The organism is Mycobacterium branderi (assembly GCF_010728725.1).
In the GTDB taxonomy this organism is placed as follows: domain Bacteria; phylum Actinomycetota; class Actinomycetes; order Mycobacteriales; family Mycobacteriaceae; genus Mycobacterium; species Mycobacterium branderi.
In genome coordinates, this window is record NZ_AP022606.1 from 1,933,513 (window position 1) to 1,951,009 (window position 17,497).

Sequence of the window (17,497 nt, forward strand, 5' to 3'; positions counted from 1 at the left end):
TGACGACGTGACACGCCGAAAATGTGTCGGGCATTTCACTTTCGAGCGTCGAGGGGAAGCAGACTGAACGCTTCCCCCCATAACGGTCCAATCGCGCGAAAGTGTCGATCGACGCTGAGTAGATCGACGGTCCGGTAACGCCGAGCGATCACTGCTACCGAGGCGTCCGCTATCCCAATATTCATGTCGGCATACGTGTTCACCAGGTTCACTGCTGACTCGAGGTCCTCGTCGTCGAAACCCACCAGACGATAGACCCTTTCGGTCACGTCAGCTAAGAACGCAGACTCGGCCCGCCGCCCTAGTCGTTTAGACACGAGGTAATCGGTCTCCGCCAGGATCAACGGCGACAGCAATAGAGGGCCGTCGTAGCCGTCAATCGCCCGATGCGCGTCGTGGTGGTAGCTGTCGGACGAGTCCAGCAGCGCGTAGAGGCCGCCGGTGTCCAAGACGATCACTCACCGAATCCCTCCGCGAGAACCTCGTCTACCCGCTCGGAGGTGTCTGGGTGGCCGCTCGCGCCCAGGGGGCGCGGACGGCGGGGCGGCCGATCGTCGTCGACGATCATGCGCTCGACCGCGTCACGGATCAGGGCAGCCCGCGAACGGCCACGTCGCCGCGACATTTCGGCGAGCCGACTGTCGGTGGCGTCGTCCAGATAGATCGTCGTCTTCTTCACGGTGCCACCTTACCGTATATATGGCATGCCAGCTATTGGTACGCCTGCGGACGGCTCAACTCAATTGCCGGCGCAAGCTGTCGATGTCGCCGATCACCACGCGTCGGTGATCAGGCCATCGGCGGCGGTGAAAAACCCTGCGCCGGTGTAGCTGAAGGTGCGTCCCGTTAATCCGGTGCAGCGCGACGGATTTGATCTCGGTACCTCCGCCATTCGTCACGTCCCACCGTGTATCGGCCCATCGACGGCGTCGTCGTCCCAGTCGTTCCACAACCGCTGATAAAACGGCGTGACTAGATCGGCGATGCTCAAGAGAAGTTGGTCTGCGCGCAAGTGCTGGGCGAGGTGAGGTTGACCCCGCTGTAGACCACCTGGATGTGCGTGCAGACGATGACGCTGACGTCGGTCTTCGGTTGCCCGTTGTGCCAGTCGGTCGAGTCGATCCGACCGCTGCTCTGGTACTTCTCCGGCGGGCCCTCACCCATGTAGATGTCGGTCATCACGTCGGTGCCGCCCTGCTTCATGATCCGCTCGTACTGACCGTCGGCATGCACGTCGAGGTAGGCCATCCGGTTCGGCGAGCGGAATTCGGTGCTTTGGCGCGCCCAGAGATCGGACGGGAAACCGGTCACCCCGTCGGGCGTCCGCAAGTCGGCACCGACGGTGAAGTCGCAGCTGCCGATCGGCTTGTGGCAGTCGAGCAGGACGCGCGTCTCCAGCTGGTTAGCCTCGTCGACCGGCATCAGCGTGGTCGCGGTATTGCTTGCCGCCGACGAGGAAGGCGCCAACACCAACGCCGCCACGAGACCCGTCAGTGCCACACCGAGCCGCTTGATCACCACAAGAACCTATCGCTCGCGGCTATTCGTCATAAGTGACTTCGACTGAATCGGTCTCCGGATGCGACTGGCACGCCAGGATCAGGCCCTCGTCGAGGTCCTGCTGCTCCAGCACGTCGTTGACCTCCATGTTCACCTTGCCCTTGCGCAGGGTGCACGCACACGCGCCGCAGTGGCCCTCGCGGCAGGAGAACGGCGCGTCCAGGCCGGCGTCCAGCAGCACGTCGAGCAGCTTGGCTCCGCGCGGCCACGACACCGTGTGGGTTTCGCCGTCGAGCTGCACCACCGCGGTGGCCGGCGGCTCATCGCCCGAGTCCTCGATCTTCACCGCGGCGAACGGATCCGACTCCAGCGACTTGAACACCTCGAGATGTACTTGGGCCGCAGGCACTTTCAGGGCATCCAAGGCCTCCCGCGCGGCAGCCATGAACGGCCCGGGCCCGCAGATGAACGCCTGCCGGTCGGTGTAGGGGCCGGCCAGTTGCGCCAGCGCCGTGGCGCTCGGCAGCCCCTGCAGCGACTCCAGCCAGTGCACGACGGTCAGCCGGTCGGGATACTTGGCGGCTAGCTCGCGCAACGCGTCGCCGAAGATCACCGAGCGGTCGTCGCGGTTGGCGTACAGCAGCACCACCTGCCCGCTGCCCTCCGAGAGGGCCGACTTGCAGATCGACATGATCGGGGTGATCCCGCTGCCCCCGGCGATCAGCAGGAAATCGTCGTCGAGGGTCTTGGGCACGAAGTTGCCCGACGGCGCCAGCACGTGCATCCGCATGCCGGGGTGGGCATGGTCGCAGATCCAGTTCGACGCGTAGCCGTCCCTGTCCCGCTTGACGGTGACGGTCAGCGAGTCGTCGGTGAAGGGCGAGCTGCACAGCGAATAGCAGCGCGCGACCGAGCCGGTGCGGTCGCTGGGGATGCGCAGCGTCAGGAACTGGCCGGGTGCATAGCGCAGCCGGTCGGCGGGGATCTCCACGCCGTCGGGCACCGCAAAGACCAACGACCGCGCGTCGTCGGTCTCGGCGACGACGTCGGCGACCTGCAGCTCCAGGACGTGGCTGCCGAGCGGCTCGTCGGGAACGGTCACGGCCCTTCCTTCAGTCATAACTAGAACAGGTTACAGAAAAACCACTATGTACCGCTACCAGCCGCAGGAATACCCTGCTCGACACAAATCGGAACGTGTTCTAGTCTTTGATCTATGTCAGCCTCTATTCAACAGCGTGACGCGCAGTCGGTCCTGGCCGGCATCGACGACTTGCTTCCCCAGCTGCGCGATCGCGCTCAGGCCACCGAGGATCTGCGTCGGCTGCCCGACGAGACCGTCAAGGCGCTCGACGACGTCGGCTTCTTCACGTTGCTGCAGCCCGAGCAGTGGGGCGGCCTGCAGTGCGACCCGGCGCTGTTCTACGAGGCTGCGCGACGGCTGGCCAGCGCCTGCGGCTCCACCGGCTGGGTGGGATCCATCATCGGGGTGCACAACTGGCACTTGGCGTTGTTCGACCAGAAGGCCCAGGAAGAGGTCTGGGGCGAGGACCCGACGGTGCGGATCTCGTCGTCGTATGCCCCGATGGGTGCCGGCACGGTGGTCGACGGCGGCTATCTGGTCAGCGGGTCGTGGAACTGGTCGTCCGGCTGCGACCACGCCACCTGGTGCTTTTTGGGCGGCCCGGTGATCAAGGACGGCCGGCCCGTCGACTTCGGTAGCTTCCTGATCCCGCGCACCGAATACGAGATCAAAGACGTCTGGCACGTGGTCGGGCTGCGCGGCACCGGCAGCAACACGATCGTTGTCAAGGACGTCTTCGTGCCGCGCCATCGCTTCCTGTCCTACAAGGCGATGAACGACGGCACCGCCGGCGGTTATGAGACCAACACCGCGCCGGTCTACAAGATGCCTTGGGGCACAGTGCATCCCACCACGATCTCGGCCCCCATCGTCGGTATGGCCTACGGCGCCTACGAGGCGCACGTCGAGCATCAGGGCAAGCGGATCCGGGCGGCGTTCGCCGGGGAGAAAGCCAAAGACGACCCGTTCGCCAAGGTCCGCATCGCCGAGGCCGCCAGCGACATCGACGCCGCGTGGCGACAGCTGATCGGCAACGTCAGCGACGAGTACGCATGTCTGGTGGCCGGCAAGGAGATTCCGTTCGAGCTGCGGGCACGTGCCCGCCGCGACCAGGTCCGCGCCACCGGCCGGGCGATCGCCTCGGTCGACCGGCTGTTCGAGGCGTCCGGAGCCACCGCACTGGCCAATGATGCTCCGATCCAACGGTTTTGGCGCGACGCACACGCCGGCCGGGTGCACGCCGCCAACGACCCGGAGCGCGCCTACGTGATCTTCGGGAACCACGAGTTCGGGCTGCCGCCCGGCGACACAATGGTATGACCGCCACCGAGGAGCTGACGTTCGAGTCGACCTCGCGCTTCGCCGAGGTCGACGTCGACGGACCGCTGAAGCTGCACTATCACGAAGCCGGCAGCGGCCCAACGATTGTCCTGCTGCACGGCGGCGGGCCAGGCGCGTCGAGCTGGTCGAACTTCTCCCGCAACATCGCCGTGCTGGCGCAGCACTTTCACGTGCTGGCCGTCGACCAGCCCGGCTACGGCCACTCCGACAAACGCGCCGAGCACGAGCAGTTCAACCGCTACGCCGCCAGGGCGCTCAAGGGGCTCTTCGACCAGCTGGAGCTGGGACGTGTTCCGCTGGTGGGTAATTCGCTGGGCGGCGGCACCGCCGTTCGCTTTGCGCTCGACTACCCGGATCGGGCGGGCCGACTGGTGCTGATGGGTCCCGGCGGGCTGAGCATCAACCTGTTCGCACCCGACCCCACCGAAGGGGTCAAGCGGCTGGGCAAGTTCTCCGTCGAACCCACGCGGGAAAACCTCGAGGCGTTCCTGCGTGTGATGGTCTACGACCAGAAGCTGATCACCCCCGAGCTGATCGAGGAGCGCTTCGCGCTGGCCAGCACACCCGAATCGCTGGCCGCCACAGCAGCGATGGGAAAGTCGTTCGCCGGGGCCGACTTCGAGGCCGGCATGATGTGGCGCGAGGTGTACCGGCTGCGCCAGCCGGTGCTGCTGATCTGGGGCCGTGAAGACCGCGTCAACCCTCTCGACGGCGCGCTGGTCGCGCTGAAGACCATTCCGCGTGCGCAGCTGCATGTCTTCGGGCAGTGTGGACACTGGGCACAGGTGGAAAAGTTCGACGAGTTCAACAAGCTGACCATCGACTTTTTGGGAGGCGCGTGATGAGCATCCGGTCGCTGGGCTATCTGCGCATCGAGGCCACCGACGTGGCGGCCTGGCGCGAGTACGGGCTGAAGGTGCTCGGCATGGTCGAGGGCAGCGGCACGACCGAGGGCGCGCTGTACCTGCGGATGGACGACTTCCCGGCCCGGCTGGTGATCCTGCCCGGCGAGCACGACCGGCTGTCGGTGGCCGGCTGGGAATGCGCGAATGCCGAAGGGCTGCAAGAGATCCGCAACCGGCTCGACGTCGAGGGCACGCCGTACAAGGAAGCCACCGACGCCGAGCTGGCCGATCGGCGCGTCGACGAAATGATCCAGTTTGCCGATCCGTCGGGCAACTGCCTGGAGGTCTTCCACGGCGCCGCACTGGAGCACCGCCGAGTGGTCAGCCCGTACGGGCACAAGTTCGTCACCGGCGACCAGGGCCTGGGCCACGTGGTGCTGTCCACCCGCGACGACGACGAGGCGCTGCACTTCTACCGCGACGTGCTCGGCTTCAAGCTGCGCGACTCGATGCGGCTGCCCCCGCAGCTGGTCGGTCGCCCCGCCGACGGCGCCCCGGCCTGGCTGCGGTTCTTCGGCTGCAACCCCCGGCACCACAGCCTGGCGTTCCTGCCGATGCCGACCCCGAGCGGCATCGTGCACCTGATGGTCGAAGTGGAGAACTCCGACGACGTGGGGCTGTGCTTGGACCGGGCATTGCGGCGCAAGGTGCCGATGTCGGCGACGCTGGGCCGGCACGTCAACGACCTGATGCTGTCGTTCTACATGAAGACGCCTGGCGGGTTCGACGTCGAATTCGGTTGTGAGGGGCGGAAAGTCGACGACCACGACTGGATCGCGCGGGAAAGCACCGCGGTCAGCCTGTGGGGCCACGACTTCACGGTGGGTGCCCGTAACCAGTGAGCGCCGCGCCGATCGACCCGCGCACGTTCCGCAACGTGCTGGGTCAGTTCTGCACCGGGATCACGATCATCACCACCGTCCACAACGACGTTCCGGTGGGCTTTGCCTGCCAGTCGTTCGCGGCGCTGTCGCTGGAGCCGCCGCTGGTGCTGTTCTGCCCCACCAAGGTGTCGCGGTCGTGGCAGGCCATCGAGGCTAGCGGAAAGTTCTGCGTCAACGTGCTGACCGAGGGTCAGAAGCACATCTCGGCGCGGTTCGGCTCCAAGGAAGCCGACAAGTTCGCCGGGATCGATTGGACCCCATCGGAACTCGGGTCGCCGATCATCGACGGGTCACTGGCCTACGTCGACTGCACGGTGCACTCGGTGCACGACGGCGGTGATCACTTCGTGGTGTTCGGCGCGGTGAAGTCGTTGTCGGAGGTGCCGAAGATCAAGCCGCGGCCGCTGCTGTTCTATCGCGGCGACTACACCGGCATCGAACCGGACAAGACCACGCCGGCGCAGTGGCGCGACGACCTCGAGGCGTTCCTGACGACGACGACGCAGGACACCTGGCTGTAGGACGTTGGCCTGTCGCGGCGGCGGCGGTGGTGCGATGATGGGACTGCAATGCGCCGCATCGTTCTTCTGGTCGGCGCGGTTTTCGGTGCCGCGCTGCTGAGCGCAGGCGTGGCGAGTGCAGACCCGGTCCAGCTACGGAGCCGGCTGGGCAATTGGTGTCTGGACGCCCCGAACGGCACTGCGACCATGGTCAACCCGTGTGACGGGTCGAAATCCCAGCTGTGGGTCTTCAACCCGGCCGGCCAGATCGAAAGTGCGGCCTTCCCCGGATATTGCGTCAGCATCGGCGGCGCAGCGGATAACACCCCAGTGACCCTCGCGCCGTGTCAGGCCAATACGGCTGGCGAGCAGTGGACTCACCAACCCAACGCCCAAATCACCAGTGCCCTCGGCCCGTGCCTGAACGTGTTCGGCGGTGTGGCGCAGCCCGGCACCCCGGTGATCGCCTACCACTGCATTCCCGATGTGGCCGACGAGCAATGGGATTAGCGTTCCGGATGCCAGCGGGCCTGATGCTCGGCGTGCGTCGGCAGATAGGCGTCGGGACCGAATAACTCGTCGTAGAAGTCGGTGTCGAGGTGCTGGGCCTGCAGATACATCAGCACGTGCACGGTCGGCACGGTGCCGGGCAGCTTGCCGAAGGTGTCATAGATATACGACGCCTCGAGCGTGACAAGTTCCTGGATGCCCGCCGGCGGCAGCGCGGAGGCGCGAACCCTGGGGGTATCCGACCACGGGCCGGGTGTGTCCGGGTGAAACGGACCACCGGGGCCGTACTTGCGGGCGACGAGCTTCTCGACCCCTGTTGCGACCGACGGCACATGCGGGGGGCTGAGCGTCTCGAAGTATCCGGGGAGGCCGGTGACGTTGGGGAAGGGCCAGCGTTCGTCGTCGTCGGCGACGAATCCCAGGCCGTCCAGCACCGACAAGCGGTTCAGCCCGTCGTACATCCAGCCGCCCAGGCCCATGGCCTGCAATGCCAACACCCCGTTGTTGGCGCCGACGGCGAGCTCAGCACTGGCTTCGGTCAGCGTGTACTGCTCGACGAACGACAGCGGGATCGGGTCGTCGGCATGGGGTAGGTTCGAAAACCGTTCGGCACCAGGGATATTGCGGCCAGTGATGTCATCGGTGATCACATAGCCGTTGGCGGCGAAGAACCACAGGTTTTCCATCAGGTGCTCGGCGAGATCGGCCACTGGGAAGGCCAGCAGGCTGCCGGGGTGGTTGGCGATCCAGAGGTTGTGGCCCTCCATGTGCGGCTCTTCGCGCGGCACTTCGAGGCGGGTGTCCGAAATCCGCACATAAGAGTCGGCGGTGTGGCTGATCCAGTCCTCGATGCTGTCGAACTCGCGCGGCTGCGCGTCGCGGGTGGGCAACATGTACGTGCCGGTGTCGTCGGTGAAGAACAACTGGCTGGTGTGGAAGCCCGCGGCCGACGGGAAGGTGCGGCCGGTCGCGCTGCCCGAATAGTTGGGCAGCGACGGCGCATAGCCTGGGTGGTGGGTGATGCCGAAGTGCCAGCCGGTCACGCCGCCGGCTATCGAAATCAACAGTGCCCGTTCGACTTCCGACAGCGGTTGGACAGGACGGCGACTGGTGTACGCCAGCGCCCCGGCGGGGATCCGACCCCCGACGGGAAATCGGCGCGACCGCCGTCCGGTGATGGCCGCGAACAACCGGAATTGTGTGGCCTCGGCCAGCGCAGCTCGCTCGTGATCGGAGATGACCAGGCTCATCGATGCAGCCACGACCTTATCCGCCGCAACGCTTCCTCGATGTCGCTGGTCGGGCCCGCGAACGACAGCCGGACAAAATCTCCACCATGCACGGTGTCGAAGTCAATGCCGGGCGCGATCGCAACACCGGTGTCCGCCAAGAGTTTCGAGCAAAAGGCCATCGAGTCGTCGGTGAAGTCCGACACGTCGGCATAGACGTAGAAGGCGCCATCGGTAGGCGCCAGCCGGTCGATGCCCATGTCCCGCAGGCCGTCGAGCAAGAGCCTGCGGTTGACTGCGTATTGGTGCAGGTGTCCGTCGGCTTCCGTCACCGATTCGGGAGTGAAGGCCGCAATGGCGGCATGCTGCGACAACACCGGGGGGCAGATCGTGAAATTGCCGGTCAGTCGGTCGACCGCGCGACGCAGCTCGGTCGGCACCAGCAGCCAGCCCAGCCGCCAGCCCGTCATCGCGAAATATTTGGAAAAACTGTTGACCACCACAGCATTTCGTGATGTCTGCCAGGCGCAGCTGGTTTCCGGCGCGCCTTCGTAGACCAGACCGTGGTAGACCTCGTCGCTGATCAGCCGCACGCCCGCGGAGTCACACCACGACGCTATGGCCGCCAGTTCCGCGGGCGGAATCACCGTGCCGGTCGGGTTCGCCGGGCTGGCCACCACCACGCCTTGCACCGGCGGCTCGATGTCGGCGAGCATCTGCGCGGTGGGCTGAAAGCGGGTGTCCGGCCCGCACTCGATGTCGACGACCTCACAGCCGAGGGCGGACAGAATGTTGCGGTAGCACGGGTATCCCGGACTGCTGACCACCACCCGATCGCCGACGTCGAAGCAGGCCAAAAACGTCAGCAGGAATCCGCCCGAGGAGCCGGTGGTGATCACCACCTCGTCGGTGTCAACCGATAGCCCGTGGCGGTCCTGATACGACGCTGCGATTGCCCCGCGCAGCTCCGGAATGCCCAGCGCCACCGTATAACCCAGCGGACTGCGCTCCAGCGCGGCTTTGGCGGCGGCGCGCACCGGCGCAGGGGCGCCGGCGCTGGGTTGTCCCGCCGACAGATTGACCAGATCGCCGTGGCTGCGCTGGCGCTCGGCGGCCGCCAGCCAGACGTCCATCACGTAGAACGGCGGGATCCCGGCGCGCAGGGCGACGCGGTCGTTCATATCGCCCAGGCTAGAACACCTCGGATTCCAGCCGGCGCAAGTGTTCGCGGGGCGGACCCAATAGTTGCGAACTGCCGTGTGCGCGTTTGAAATACAGCTGCATGTCGTGTTCCCAGGTGATCGCGATACCGCCGTGCAGCTGAATGCCTTCGGCGGCCACGGTGGAAAACGCTTCGCTGGCGGCGACACGGGCCAGCGCCGCCGAGGTCGGCGATGGTTCCGCGACGGCGTCGTTGACGACCGCACGCGCGGACTGCACCGCGACGTACAGGTCGGCCATCCGGTGCTTGAGCGCCTGGAAGCTGCCGATCGGCCGGCCGAACTGCACCCGCTCCTTGGTGTAGTCGACGGTCAGCTCCAGGCAGCGGGCCGCCGCGCCGATCTGCTCGGCGGCCAGCAGGATGGCGGCGGTGTCGGCGAGGCCGGGGTCCGCACCGAGCGGCGCGGTCTGCTGCGGGGTGACCCGCGCCAGCCGCCGGGTCGGATCCATAGCGGCGACGGGCTCGGCGTCGAACTCGGTCCAGCGGGTGAGTTTTTCGCCGTCGGCCGCGACCACGACGTCGGCGATGTCGCCGTTGACCACGTAGTCGGGGTCAAACACCACAGCGCCGATCGCGGTGCCCTCGGCCAGCCGCTCCAGCGCGTCGGTGTCGGGCTTGTCGGCGGCTAGCAGCGCCAGTTCGGCGAGCGTGGTGCCCAGCAGCGGAGTGGGCACCAGCCCCTTGCCGAGTTCCTCGACGACGACGACGGCGTCACCGAGACTGCCGCCGGCGCCGCCGTATTCCTCGGGAACCACCAGGGCAGCGGCCCCGACCTGCTCGCACAGCAGGCGCCACAGCGATTCGTCGTAGCCGCGCTCGGATTCCATCGCCGTCCGGACCGCCTCCGGCGAGGCGTGCTTGGCGACCAGCGCTGCAACGGTCTCGCGCAGCAACTCCCGTTCGTCGGTCATCCCAGCGCCTCCAACACCCGCCGCCGATGGGCGGCGGGATCGCCCCATGCTGGCCGCAAAGCCTGGACGCGCAGCAGCCACAGCGACAGGTCGTGTTCGGCGGTAAAACCAATGGCGCCGTGGGTTTGCAGCGCCGAGCGGGCGGCCAGCAGCGCGGCCTCCGACGCGGCGGCCTTGGCGGCGCTCACATCACGGGCGCTCAGCGACAGGGCAGCTCCGTACACCAGCGGGCGGGCCAACTCGACCGCGATGTGCACGTCGGCCAGCTTGTGCTTGATCGCCTGATACGAGCCGATCACCCGGCCGAACTGGGTGCGCTGCTTGGCGTACTCGACGGCAGCGTCCAGCAGGGCCTGTCCCGCGCCGACCAGTTGCGCGGCGGTGGCCAGCGCGCCGAATTCGTAGGCGCGGGCGACGTCGGCGTCCCACGCCTTACCGGCGGCTGTGACGTCGAAGAGGCGACGGCTGGGATCGACGGACTCGTGTTGTTGGCCTGCCTGCCCTTCGCTGACTTGACCATCGGCCGCCAGCAATACCAGGCCGGCGGTGTCGGCGTCGACCGCTCGCGGCGCCTGCGGCGGCAGCGCGACGGTGGCGATCAGTTCACCGGATGCCAGCGCAGCACACCGCTCGTCGTCCGCAAGCAAAACGGGCGCCACTGCGACGGATTCGGCGACAGGACCGGGCACGCACCAGCGTCCGAGCCGCTCCGCCGCGACCACCAGATCGACCGGATGCGCGCCGATGCCGTCGAACCGCTCGGGCACCATCAACGCGGTGACGCCGAGGTCGGCCAATTGGGCCCACACCTTGCGGCCGGGCGCGGTGTCGCCGGCGGCCCAGGCGCGCACGGCCCCGGGTACGTCGGCGGCCGCCAGCGCCGCGTCGATGCTGGCCGCGAAATCACGTTGCTCCGCGTCTAGATCAAACTTCATCTCGGTAGCCCCAATAGCCGCTCGGCAATGATATTGCGCTGAATCTCGTTGGTGCCGGCATAGATCGGGCCGCCGAGCGCGAACAGCAGCCCGTCGGTCCACGAGTCGGCCAGTTCGCCGTCGGCGCCGCGGATGTCGAGCGCGGTCTGGTGAATCGCGACGTCGAGGTCGGACCAGAATACCTTGGTCACCGACGACTCGGCGCCGAGTTCGCCGCCTTCGGTCAGCCGGGTCACGGTGCCGAAGGTGTGCAGCCGGTAGGCCTGTGCCTTGATCCAGGCATCGGCAACCTGGTCACCAAAAGCGCTGTCGCCGCTGTCTTTCCACACTTGTGCGAGCCGCTCTGCGGCAGCTATAAAGCGGGCCGGGCTGCGCAGCGACATGCCGCGCTCGTTGCTCGACGTGCTCATCGCGGCCCGCCAGCCGTCGTTCACCTGGCCGATGACGTCGTTGTCGGGGACGAACACGTCGTCGAGGAAGATTTCGCCGAAACCGGTGTCGCCGCCGAGCTGAGCGATCGGCCGCACGGTGATCCCGTCGGCCTTCAGGTCGAACATGAAGTAGGTGAGCCCGCGGTGCCGCTCAGCGGAAGGATCGGAGCGAAACAGCCCGAATGCCTTGTCGCCGAACGGTGCTCGGGAACTCCAGATCTTCTGCCCGTTCAAAAGCCAGCCGCCATCCGTGCGCGTGGCCGTCGACCGCAGCGACGCCAAGTCGCTGCCGGACTCGGGCTCCGACCACGCCTGCGCCCAGATCTCCTCGCCGCTGGCCATCTTGGGCAGCACCCGATCCAGTTGTTCCTCGGTGCCGTGCGCGAACAGCGTCGGCGCCAACATCGACGTACCGTTGGCGCTGGCCCGACCGGGTGCGCCGGCGCGGAAGTACTCCTCCTCGAACACCACCCACTGCAGCAGGGTCGCGTCACGACCGCCGTACTTGTGCGGCCAGGTGATCACGGACAGCCCGGCGTCATACAGCACCTTGTCCCAGCGGCGGTGCTGTTCGAAGCCCTCAGCGGTGTCGTAGGACTTGGTGGGGAATGAATCACGGTGCGCCGCAAGGAACTCGCGCACTTCGCTTTGGAAGGCGCGGGTCTCGTCGTCGAAGTCAAGGTCCATCTAGGGCATCTCTCGCAGTAGCGGTTTGACCACCTTGCCGCCCGCGTTGCGGGGCAGCGTGTCGACAAACCTCACCGAACGGGGGGTTTTGAAATTCGCCAGGTGCTCACGGGTATAGGCGATCACGGCCTTTTCGTCGAGGTCACATTCGGGCCGGGTCACCAGGAACGCCCGGCCGACCTCGCCGAGCCGCTCGTCGGGCACGCCGATCACCGCGGCGTCGAGCACACCGTCCAGGCGGGCCAGCACCTGCTCCACCTCGGCGGGATAGACGTTGAACCCGCCGCAGATGTACATGTCTTTCAGCCGGTCGGTGATCTGCAAATTGCCTGCGGCATCGAGCTTTCCGACGTCGCCGGTGTGCAGCCAGCCATCCGCGTCGATCGCGGCCGCCGTCGCCTCCGGGTCGTCGAGGTAGCCGAGCATCACGTTGGGGCCGCGCAGCAGAACCTCGTCGTGCTCGCCGATTTGCAGCTCGAAGTCGGCGATCGGGCGCCCGCAGGTGGTAGCCACGGTGACGGCGTCGTCGTCGGCGCGGCACATGGTGCCGAACCCGTTGGACTCAGTCAGGCCGTAGGCGGTGAGCACGATGTCGATGTCGAGCTCAGTCTGCATCCGCTCGATCAACACGACCGGGACCGTCGCCGCGCCGGTGACCGCGAACCGGAGCGAACTCAGGTCGTAGTCGGCGCGCTTGGGATGGTCGAGCAGTGTCTGGTAAATCGTGGGCGGACCGGGCAGCACCGTGATCCGATGCTCGGCCACCGCGCGCATCGCCTCCTCGGCGTCGAAGGTCAGCTGCGGGATCAGCGTGGCGCCGGTCTGCAGGCAGGCCAGGATGCCGGCCTTGTAGCCGAAGTTGTGGAAGAACGGGTTGATGCACAGGTAGCGGTCGTCGGCGGTGATCTTGCCGCAGGCGGCCCAGGCCGCAGACCCGGCCAACGACTGCCGGTGTGCGCACCGCACGCCTTTGCTGCGGCCGGTGGTGCCGGAGGTGAACAGGATGTCGGAGACGTCATCCGGTTGTACCGCCGCGGCACGGGCAGCGGCCACGCCAAGATCAGTGCCCTGCGCGACGAACTCGTCCCACGTCCCGTCGTTGCTCTGGATCGGCACCCGCACGATGTGGCGCAGATCGGGGAGGGCGCCGCGGTCGATGCCGGCGACCTTGTCCGCGCCGAGAAATGAGCCCATCGCGACCAACACCGGCGCTTTGGTCCGGGCCAGGATGTCGGCGGCCTCCGACGCGGTGTAGCGGGTGTTCAGCGGAACCATGGTGGCGCCCGCATAGTGCGTCGCCAGGCACGCGACCACCCAGTGCCAGGTGTTGGGTGACCAGATCGCCACCCGGTCACCGGGCTCAACCCCGAGCTCGATCATCGCGGCCGCGGCCCGGCGGACCTCGTCCCGCAACTGGGCAAAGGTGAGCGTGCGATCGGCGGTGACCAGCGCTTTGTGGTCGGGAAGCTCACCCGCGATGCGTTCCAACGCCGCAGGAATGGTCCGCGGCTGGGTCGACATCGACGCTCCTCCCGGCGCTGGAAAGTTCGATCGCCTGCCTCCTCCTCAGGCCGCTTCACGGCCTGCATCGTCGCCAGGCTACAAAGCAAGTGCTTGGTAGGTTAGCCTACAGGGATGCAGGACGTCGAGGAGTTCCGGGCCGAGGTCCGCGATTGGCTGGCCGAGAACCTGGTCGGTGAGTTCGCCAAGCTCAAGGGCCTCGGCGGTCCCGGCCGCGAGCATGAGGCGTTCGAAGAGCGCCGCGCCTGGAACCAGCACCTCGCCAAGGCGGGCTTGACGTGTCTGGGCTGGCCGGTGGAGCACGGCGGGCGCGGACTGTCGGTCGCGCACCGGGTGGCGTTCTACGAGGAGTACGCGATCGCCAACGCGCCCGCGAAGGTCAACCATTTCGGCGAGGAGCTGCTCGGGCCGACGCTGATCGAGTTCGGCACCCCCGAACAGCAGCAGCGGTTCCTGCCCAAGATCCTCGACGTGACCGAGCTGTGGTGCCAGGGCTACTCCGAGCCGGGCGCCGGCAGCGACCTGGCCAACGTCTCGACCACCGCGGTGCTCGACGGCGACCAATGGGTGATCAACGGCCAGAAGGTATGGACGTCGCTGGCGCATTGGGCGCAGTGGTGTTTCGTGGTGGCGCGCACCGAGAAGGGCTCGAAGCGCCACGCCGGATTGTCGTATCTGCTTGTGCCGCTGGATCAACCGGGCGTGCAGATCCGTCCGATCGTCCAGCTGACCGGCGACTCGGAGTTCAACGAGGTGTTCTTCGACGACGCCCGCACCGACGCCAACCTGGTGGTCGGCGCGCCCGGTGACGGCTGGCGGGTGGCGATGGGCACGCTGACCTTCGAGCGCGGAGTGTCGACGCTCGGCCAGCAGATCGTCTACGCGCGCGAACTCCAAGGCGTTGTCGAACTCGCCAAACGCACTGGGGCCGTTGACGATCCGCTGATCCGTGAACGCCTGACCCGGTCATGGGCGGGCCTGCGGGCGATGCGGTCGTATGCGCTGGCGACCATGGATGTAGAGCAGCCCGGCCAAGACAACGTGTCAAAGCTGTTGTGGGCCAACTGGCATCGCGAGCTCGGCGAGATCGCGATGGAGGTGCAGGGCAAAGCGGGCATGGTGCTGGACGGCGGCGACTTCGACGAGTGGCAGCGGCTGTACCTGTTCACCCGGGCCGACACGATCTACGGCGGCTCCAACGAGATCCAGCGCAACATCATCGCCGAGCGAGTGCTCGGCCTGCCCCGAGAGGTCAAAGGATGACGTTAGCGGTCGCGCCGAAAGAGATTGACGGGCACGGTCTTCTGACGGGCAAGGTCGTGGTCGTCACCGCAGCAGCGGGGACGGGCATCGGCTCGGCCACAGCGCGGCGTGCGCTGCTCGAGGGCGCCGACGTCGTCGTCTCCGACCACCACGAACGACGCCTCACCGACACCGCCGGCGAACTGTCGAAGTTGGGCCTGGGCCGCGTCGAGCATGTGCTGTGCGACGTCACGTCCAGCGTGCAGGTCGACGCCCTGTTCGCCTCCGCCCACGCGCGGATGGGCCGCGTCGACGTCCTGGTCAACAACGCCGGCCTCGGCGGGCAGACCCCGGTGGTCGACATGACCGACGAAGAATGGGACCGGGTGCTCGACGTCACGCTCTCGTCGGTGTTTCGCGCCACCCGGGCGGCGCTGCGGTACTTCCGCGACGCCGACCACGGCGGTGTAATCGTCAACAACGCGAGTGTATTGGGTTGGCGGGCACAGCATTCACAGGCGCACTACGCCGCGGCCAAAGCCGGAGTGATGGCACTGACCCGGTGCAGCGCAATTGAGGCCGTCGACTACGGCGTGCGGATCAATGCGGTGTCGCCCAGCATCGCGCGGCACAAATTCCTGGACAAAACCAGTTCGCCGGAGCTGCTCGACAGGCTGTCGGCCGAGGAGGCGTTCGGCCGGGCCGCCGAGCCGTGGGAGGTGGCGGCCACGATCGCCTTCCTAGCCAGCGACTACTCCAGTTACCTGACTGGAGAAGTGATTTCGGTTTCGAGCCAGCACCCATGAACCGCCGCGAGGAACTTCTCGAACTGGCCGCGACGATGATGGCCGAACGAGGCCTACGCGCGACCACAGTGCGCGACATCGCCGACGGCGCCGGCATCCTGTCCGGCAGCCTGTATCACCATTTCTCCTCCAAGGAGGAGATGGTCGACGAGGTGCTGCGCGGATTTCTGGACTGGCTCTTCGCGCGCTACCAGGAAATCGTTGACACCGAACCGAATCCGCTGGAGCGGCTCAAGGGACTGTTCATGGCGTCGTTCGACGCGATCGAGCACCGGCATGCGCAGGTCGTGATCTACCAGGACGAAGCCAAGCGGTTGCAGTCGCAGCCGCGGTTCTCCTACATCGAGCAACGCAACAAAGAACAGCGCAAGATGTGGGTCGAGGTGCTGCGACAAGGCATCGAAGAGGGCTATTTTCGGCCCGACCTCGACGTCGACCTGGTTTACCGATTCATCCGCGACACCACCTGGGTGTCGGTGCGCTGGTATCACCCCGGCGGACCGCTCACCGCCGAACAGGTGGGTCGGCAATATCTCGCCATCGTGCTGGGCGGAATCACCAAAGAAGGAGTCTGAAAAATGACAGAGGCGTACGTCATCGACGCGGTGCGCACCGCGGTCGGCAAGCGCAATGGATCACTGGCCGGCGTACATCCAATTGACTTGGGGGTGTCTGCCTTTCACGGATTGTTCGGCCGCGTCGACGTCGACCCCGCCGCCGTGGACGACGTGATCGTGGGTTGCGTCGACGCGCTGGGCGGACAGGCGGGCAACATCGGCCGCAACGCGTGGCTGGCGGCCGGCTACCCGGAGGAGGTTCCAGGCGTCACCGTCGACCGGCAATGCGGGTCCAGCCAGCAAGCTATTTCCTTTGGCGCACAAGCGATTATGTCGGGGACCGCCGACGTCATCTTGGCCGGCGGCATGCAGAACATGAGCCAGATCCCGATCGCGTCGGCGATGGTGGTCGGCAAAGAGTTCGGCTTCACTTCGCCCACGAACGAGTCGAAGAACTGGCTGCACCGCTATGGCGACCAGGAGATCTCGCAGTTCCGCGGTGCCGAGTTGATCGCCGAGCGCTGGAACATCTCCCGCGAGGAGATGGAGCAGTTCGCGCTGACCAGCCATCAGCGGGCGCTGGCCGCGATCCGTGGTGGGCACTTCGACAACGAGATCGTCGACGTCGACGGGTTCCGCATCGACGAGGGCCCGCGCGAGACGTCGCTGGAGAAGATGGCCGCGCTGAAGACCCTGTCGGAGGGCGGGCGGCTGACCGCCGCTGTGGCGAGCCAGATTTCGGACGGCGCCAGCGCGGTGCTGCTGGCCTCTGAACAGGCGGTCAAGGACCACAAGCTCACGCCGCGCGCCCGCATCCACCACATCAGCGCCCGCGGCGCCGACCCGGTGTTCATGCTGACGGGCCCGATCCCGGCCACCCGCTACGCGCTGGAGAAGACCGGGCTGTCCATCGACGACATCGACACCGTCGAGATCAACGAGGCGTTCGCACCGGTGGTGATGGCCTGGCTCAAGGAGATCAAGGCCGACCCGGAGAAGGTGAACCCCAACGGCGGCGCGATTGCCCTCGGCCACCCGCTGGGCGCCACCGGGGCCAAGCTGTTCGCCACGATGCTCAACACGTTGGAGCGCACCGGCGGTCGCTACGGCCTGCAGACGATGTGCGAGGGCGGCGGCACGGCCAATGTCACGATCATCGAGCGGTTGTAGTCCCCTTCTCCGCCGAGTGTGAACCACGCGACGCATCACCGGCGTGTCGCGTCGTGTGGTTC

At 66.8% G+C, this 17,497-nt stretch carries 19 protein-coding genes; 9 read left to right on the forward strand and 10 right to left on the reverse strand.

Annotated features, from left to right (window positions below; genetic code table 11):
- Positions 1–35: 35 nt before the first annotated feature.
- From G6N47_RS09960 to G6N47_RS09975, 4 genes are all read right to left on the reverse strand, one after another.
- Positions 36–458 (reverse strand): type II toxin-antitoxin system VapC family toxin, encoded by a 423-nt coding sequence (locus G6N47_RS09960; RefSeq protein WP_083131112.1) that lies wholly within the window; start codon positions 456–458, stop codon positions 36–38.
- Positions 455–679 (reverse strand): ribbon-helix-helix protein, CopG family, encoded by a 225-nt coding sequence (locus G6N47_RS09965; protein WP_083131111.1) that lies wholly within the window; start codon positions 677–679, stop codon positions 455–457. The genes G6N47_RS09960 and G6N47_RS09965 overlap by 4 nt, the downstream gene beginning before the upstream one ends.
- Positions 680–987: 308 nt before the next feature.
- A complete protein-coding gene (locus G6N47_RS09970) occupies positions 988–1,515 on the reverse strand; it encodes a hypothetical protein (protein ID WP_179966440.1) in 528 nt (175 codons plus the stop codon).
- A 25-nt stretch (positions 1,516–1,540) separates the two neighbouring features.
- Positions 1,541–2,620 carry a ferredoxin--NADP reductase gene (locus G6N47_RS09975; protein ID WP_083131110.1) on the reverse strand — a complete coding sequence of 360 codons (1,080 nt, stop codon included), beginning with the start codon at positions 2,618–2,620 and terminating at the stop codon, positions 1,541–1,543.
- Between the two features lie 96 nt (positions 2,621–2,716).
- Between G6N47_RS09975 and hsaA the strand changes: the two genes are divergently transcribed.
- From hsaA to G6N47_RS10000, 5 genes are read left to right on the forward strand one after another with little or no spacing between them, the layout of a single operon-like run.
- Positions 2,717–3,904: a 3-hydroxy-9,10-secoandrosta-1,3,5(10)-triene-9,17-dione monooxygenase oxygenase subunit gene (hsaA, locus tag G6N47_RS09980; RefSeq protein ID WP_083131109.1), complete on the forward strand. Its 1,188-nt coding sequence runs from the start codon at positions 2,717–2,719 to the stop codon at positions 3,902–3,904.
- Positions 3,901–4,767 carry a 4,5:9,10-diseco-3-hydroxy-5,9,17-trioxoandrosta-1(10),2-diene-4-oate hydrolase gene (hsaD, locus tag G6N47_RS09985; RefSeq protein ID WP_083131108.1) on the forward strand — a complete coding sequence of 289 codons (867 nt, stop codon included), beginning with the start codon at positions 3,901–3,903 and terminating at the stop codon, positions 4,765–4,767. Before hsaA ends, hsaD begins: the two co-directional genes overlap by 4 nt.
- Entirely contained in the window at positions 4,767–5,672 is a 906-nt protein-coding gene (gene hsaC, locus G6N47_RS09990) for an iron-dependent extradiol dioxygenase HsaC (RefSeq protein ID WP_083131107.1), read from the forward strand. Before hsaD ends, hsaC begins: the two co-directional genes overlap by 1 nt.
- Positions 5,669–6,235, forward strand: a complete 567-nt coding sequence (hsaB, locus tag G6N47_RS09995; RefSeq protein WP_083131106.1) for a 3-hydroxy-9,10-secoandrosta-1,3,5(10)-triene-9,17-dione monooxygenase reductase subunit — start codon at positions 5,669–5,671, stop codon at positions 6,233–6,235. The genes hsaC and hsaB overlap by 4 nt, the downstream gene beginning before the upstream one ends.
- A gap of 48 nt (positions 6,236–6,283) precedes the next feature.
- Positions 6,284–6,724: an Rv1419 family lectin gene (locus G6N47_RS10000; protein WP_083131105.1), complete on the forward strand. Its 441-nt coding sequence runs from the start codon at positions 6,284–6,286 to the stop codon at positions 6,722–6,724.
- On the opposite strand, the gene G6N47_RS10005 is transcribed toward G6N47_RS10000, so the two are convergent.
- The 6 genes from G6N47_RS10005 to fadD3 are packed head-to-tail and all read right to left on the reverse strand — an operon-like array spanning position 6,721 to position 13,660.
- Positions 6,721–7,974: a hypothetical protein gene (locus tag G6N47_RS10005; RefSeq protein ID WP_083131104.1), complete on the reverse strand. Its 1,254-nt coding sequence runs from the start codon at positions 7,972–7,974 to the stop codon at positions 6,721–6,723. The two genes, G6N47_RS10000 and G6N47_RS10005, sit on opposite strands and share 4 nt — an antisense overlap.
- Positions 7,971–9,134: a pyridoxal phosphate-dependent aminotransferase gene (locus G6N47_RS10010; protein ID WP_083131103.1), complete on the reverse strand. Its 1,164-nt coding sequence runs from the start codon at positions 9,132–9,134 to the stop codon at positions 7,971–7,973. The genes G6N47_RS10005 and G6N47_RS10010 overlap by 4 nt, the downstream gene beginning before the upstream one ends.
- 10 nt (positions 9,135–9,144) lie before the next feature.
- Positions 9,145–10,086, reverse strand: a complete 942-nt coding sequence (gene ipdE2 / locus G6N47_RS10015) for an acyl-CoA dehydrogenase IpdE2 (protein ID WP_083131102.1) — start codon at positions 10,084–10,086, stop codon at positions 9,145–9,147.
- The gene (locus tag G6N47_RS10020) at positions 10,083–11,021 is read right to left on the reverse strand and encodes an acyl-CoA dehydrogenase family protein (RefSeq protein WP_083131101.1); all 939 of its coding nucleotides are present in this window, start codon (positions 11,019–11,021) and stop codon (positions 10,083–10,085) included. Before G6N47_RS10020 ends, ipdE2 begins: the two co-directional genes overlap by 4 nt.
- Positions 11,018–12,139, reverse strand: coding sequence for an acyl-CoA dehydrogenase family protein (locus G6N47_RS10025; protein ID WP_083131100.1), 1,122 nt, complete (start codon positions 12,137–12,139; stop codon positions 11,018–11,020). The genes G6N47_RS10020 and G6N47_RS10025 overlap by 4 nt, the downstream gene beginning before the upstream one ends.
- Positions 12,140–13,660: a 3-((3aS,4S,7aS)-7a-methyl-1,5-dioxo-octahydro-1H-inden-4-yl)propanoate--CoA ligase FadD3 gene (gene fadD3 / locus G6N47_RS10030; RefSeq protein ID WP_083131099.1), complete on the reverse strand. Its 1,521-nt coding sequence runs from the start codon at positions 13,658–13,660 to the stop codon at positions 12,140–12,142.
- A 114-nt stretch (positions 13,661–13,774) separates the two neighbouring features.
- Between fadD3 and ipdE1 the strand changes: the two genes are divergently transcribed.
- Genes ipdE1 through fadA6 form a run of 4 tightly spaced genes read left to right on the forward strand, consistent with a single transcriptional unit; the run spans position 13,775 to position 17,435 of the window.
- Complete coding sequence (gene ipdE1 / locus G6N47_RS10035) at positions 13,775–14,923, forward strand: acyl-CoA dehydrogenase IpdE1 (RefSeq protein WP_083131098.1); 1,149 nt, start codon at positions 13,775–13,777, stop codon at positions 14,921–14,923.
- Positions 14,920–15,708 carry a (5R,7aS)-5-hydroxy-7a-methyl-1-oxo-2,3,5,6,7,7a-hexahydro-1H-indene-carboxyl-CoA reductase gene (ipdF, locus tag G6N47_RS10040; RefSeq protein WP_083131097.1) on the forward strand — a complete coding sequence of 263 codons (789 nt, stop codon included), beginning with the start codon at positions 14,920–14,922 and terminating at the stop codon, positions 15,706–15,708. Before ipdE1 ends, ipdF begins: the two co-directional genes overlap by 4 nt.
- Positions 15,705–16,283, forward strand: coding sequence for a TetR family transcriptional regulator KstR2 (gene kstR2, locus G6N47_RS10045; protein WP_083131096.1), 579 nt, complete (start codon positions 15,705–15,707; stop codon positions 16,281–16,283). The genes ipdF and kstR2 overlap by 4 nt, the downstream gene beginning before the upstream one ends.
- Before the next feature lie 3 nt (positions 16,284–16,286).
- Positions 16,287–17,435 (forward strand): steroid 3-ketoacyl-CoA thiolase FadA6, encoded by a 1,149-nt coding sequence (fadA6, locus tag G6N47_RS10050; RefSeq protein WP_083131095.1) that lies wholly within the window; start codon positions 16,287–16,289, stop codon positions 17,433–17,435.
- The last annotated feature ends 62 nt before the right edge of the window (positions 17,436–17,497 follow it).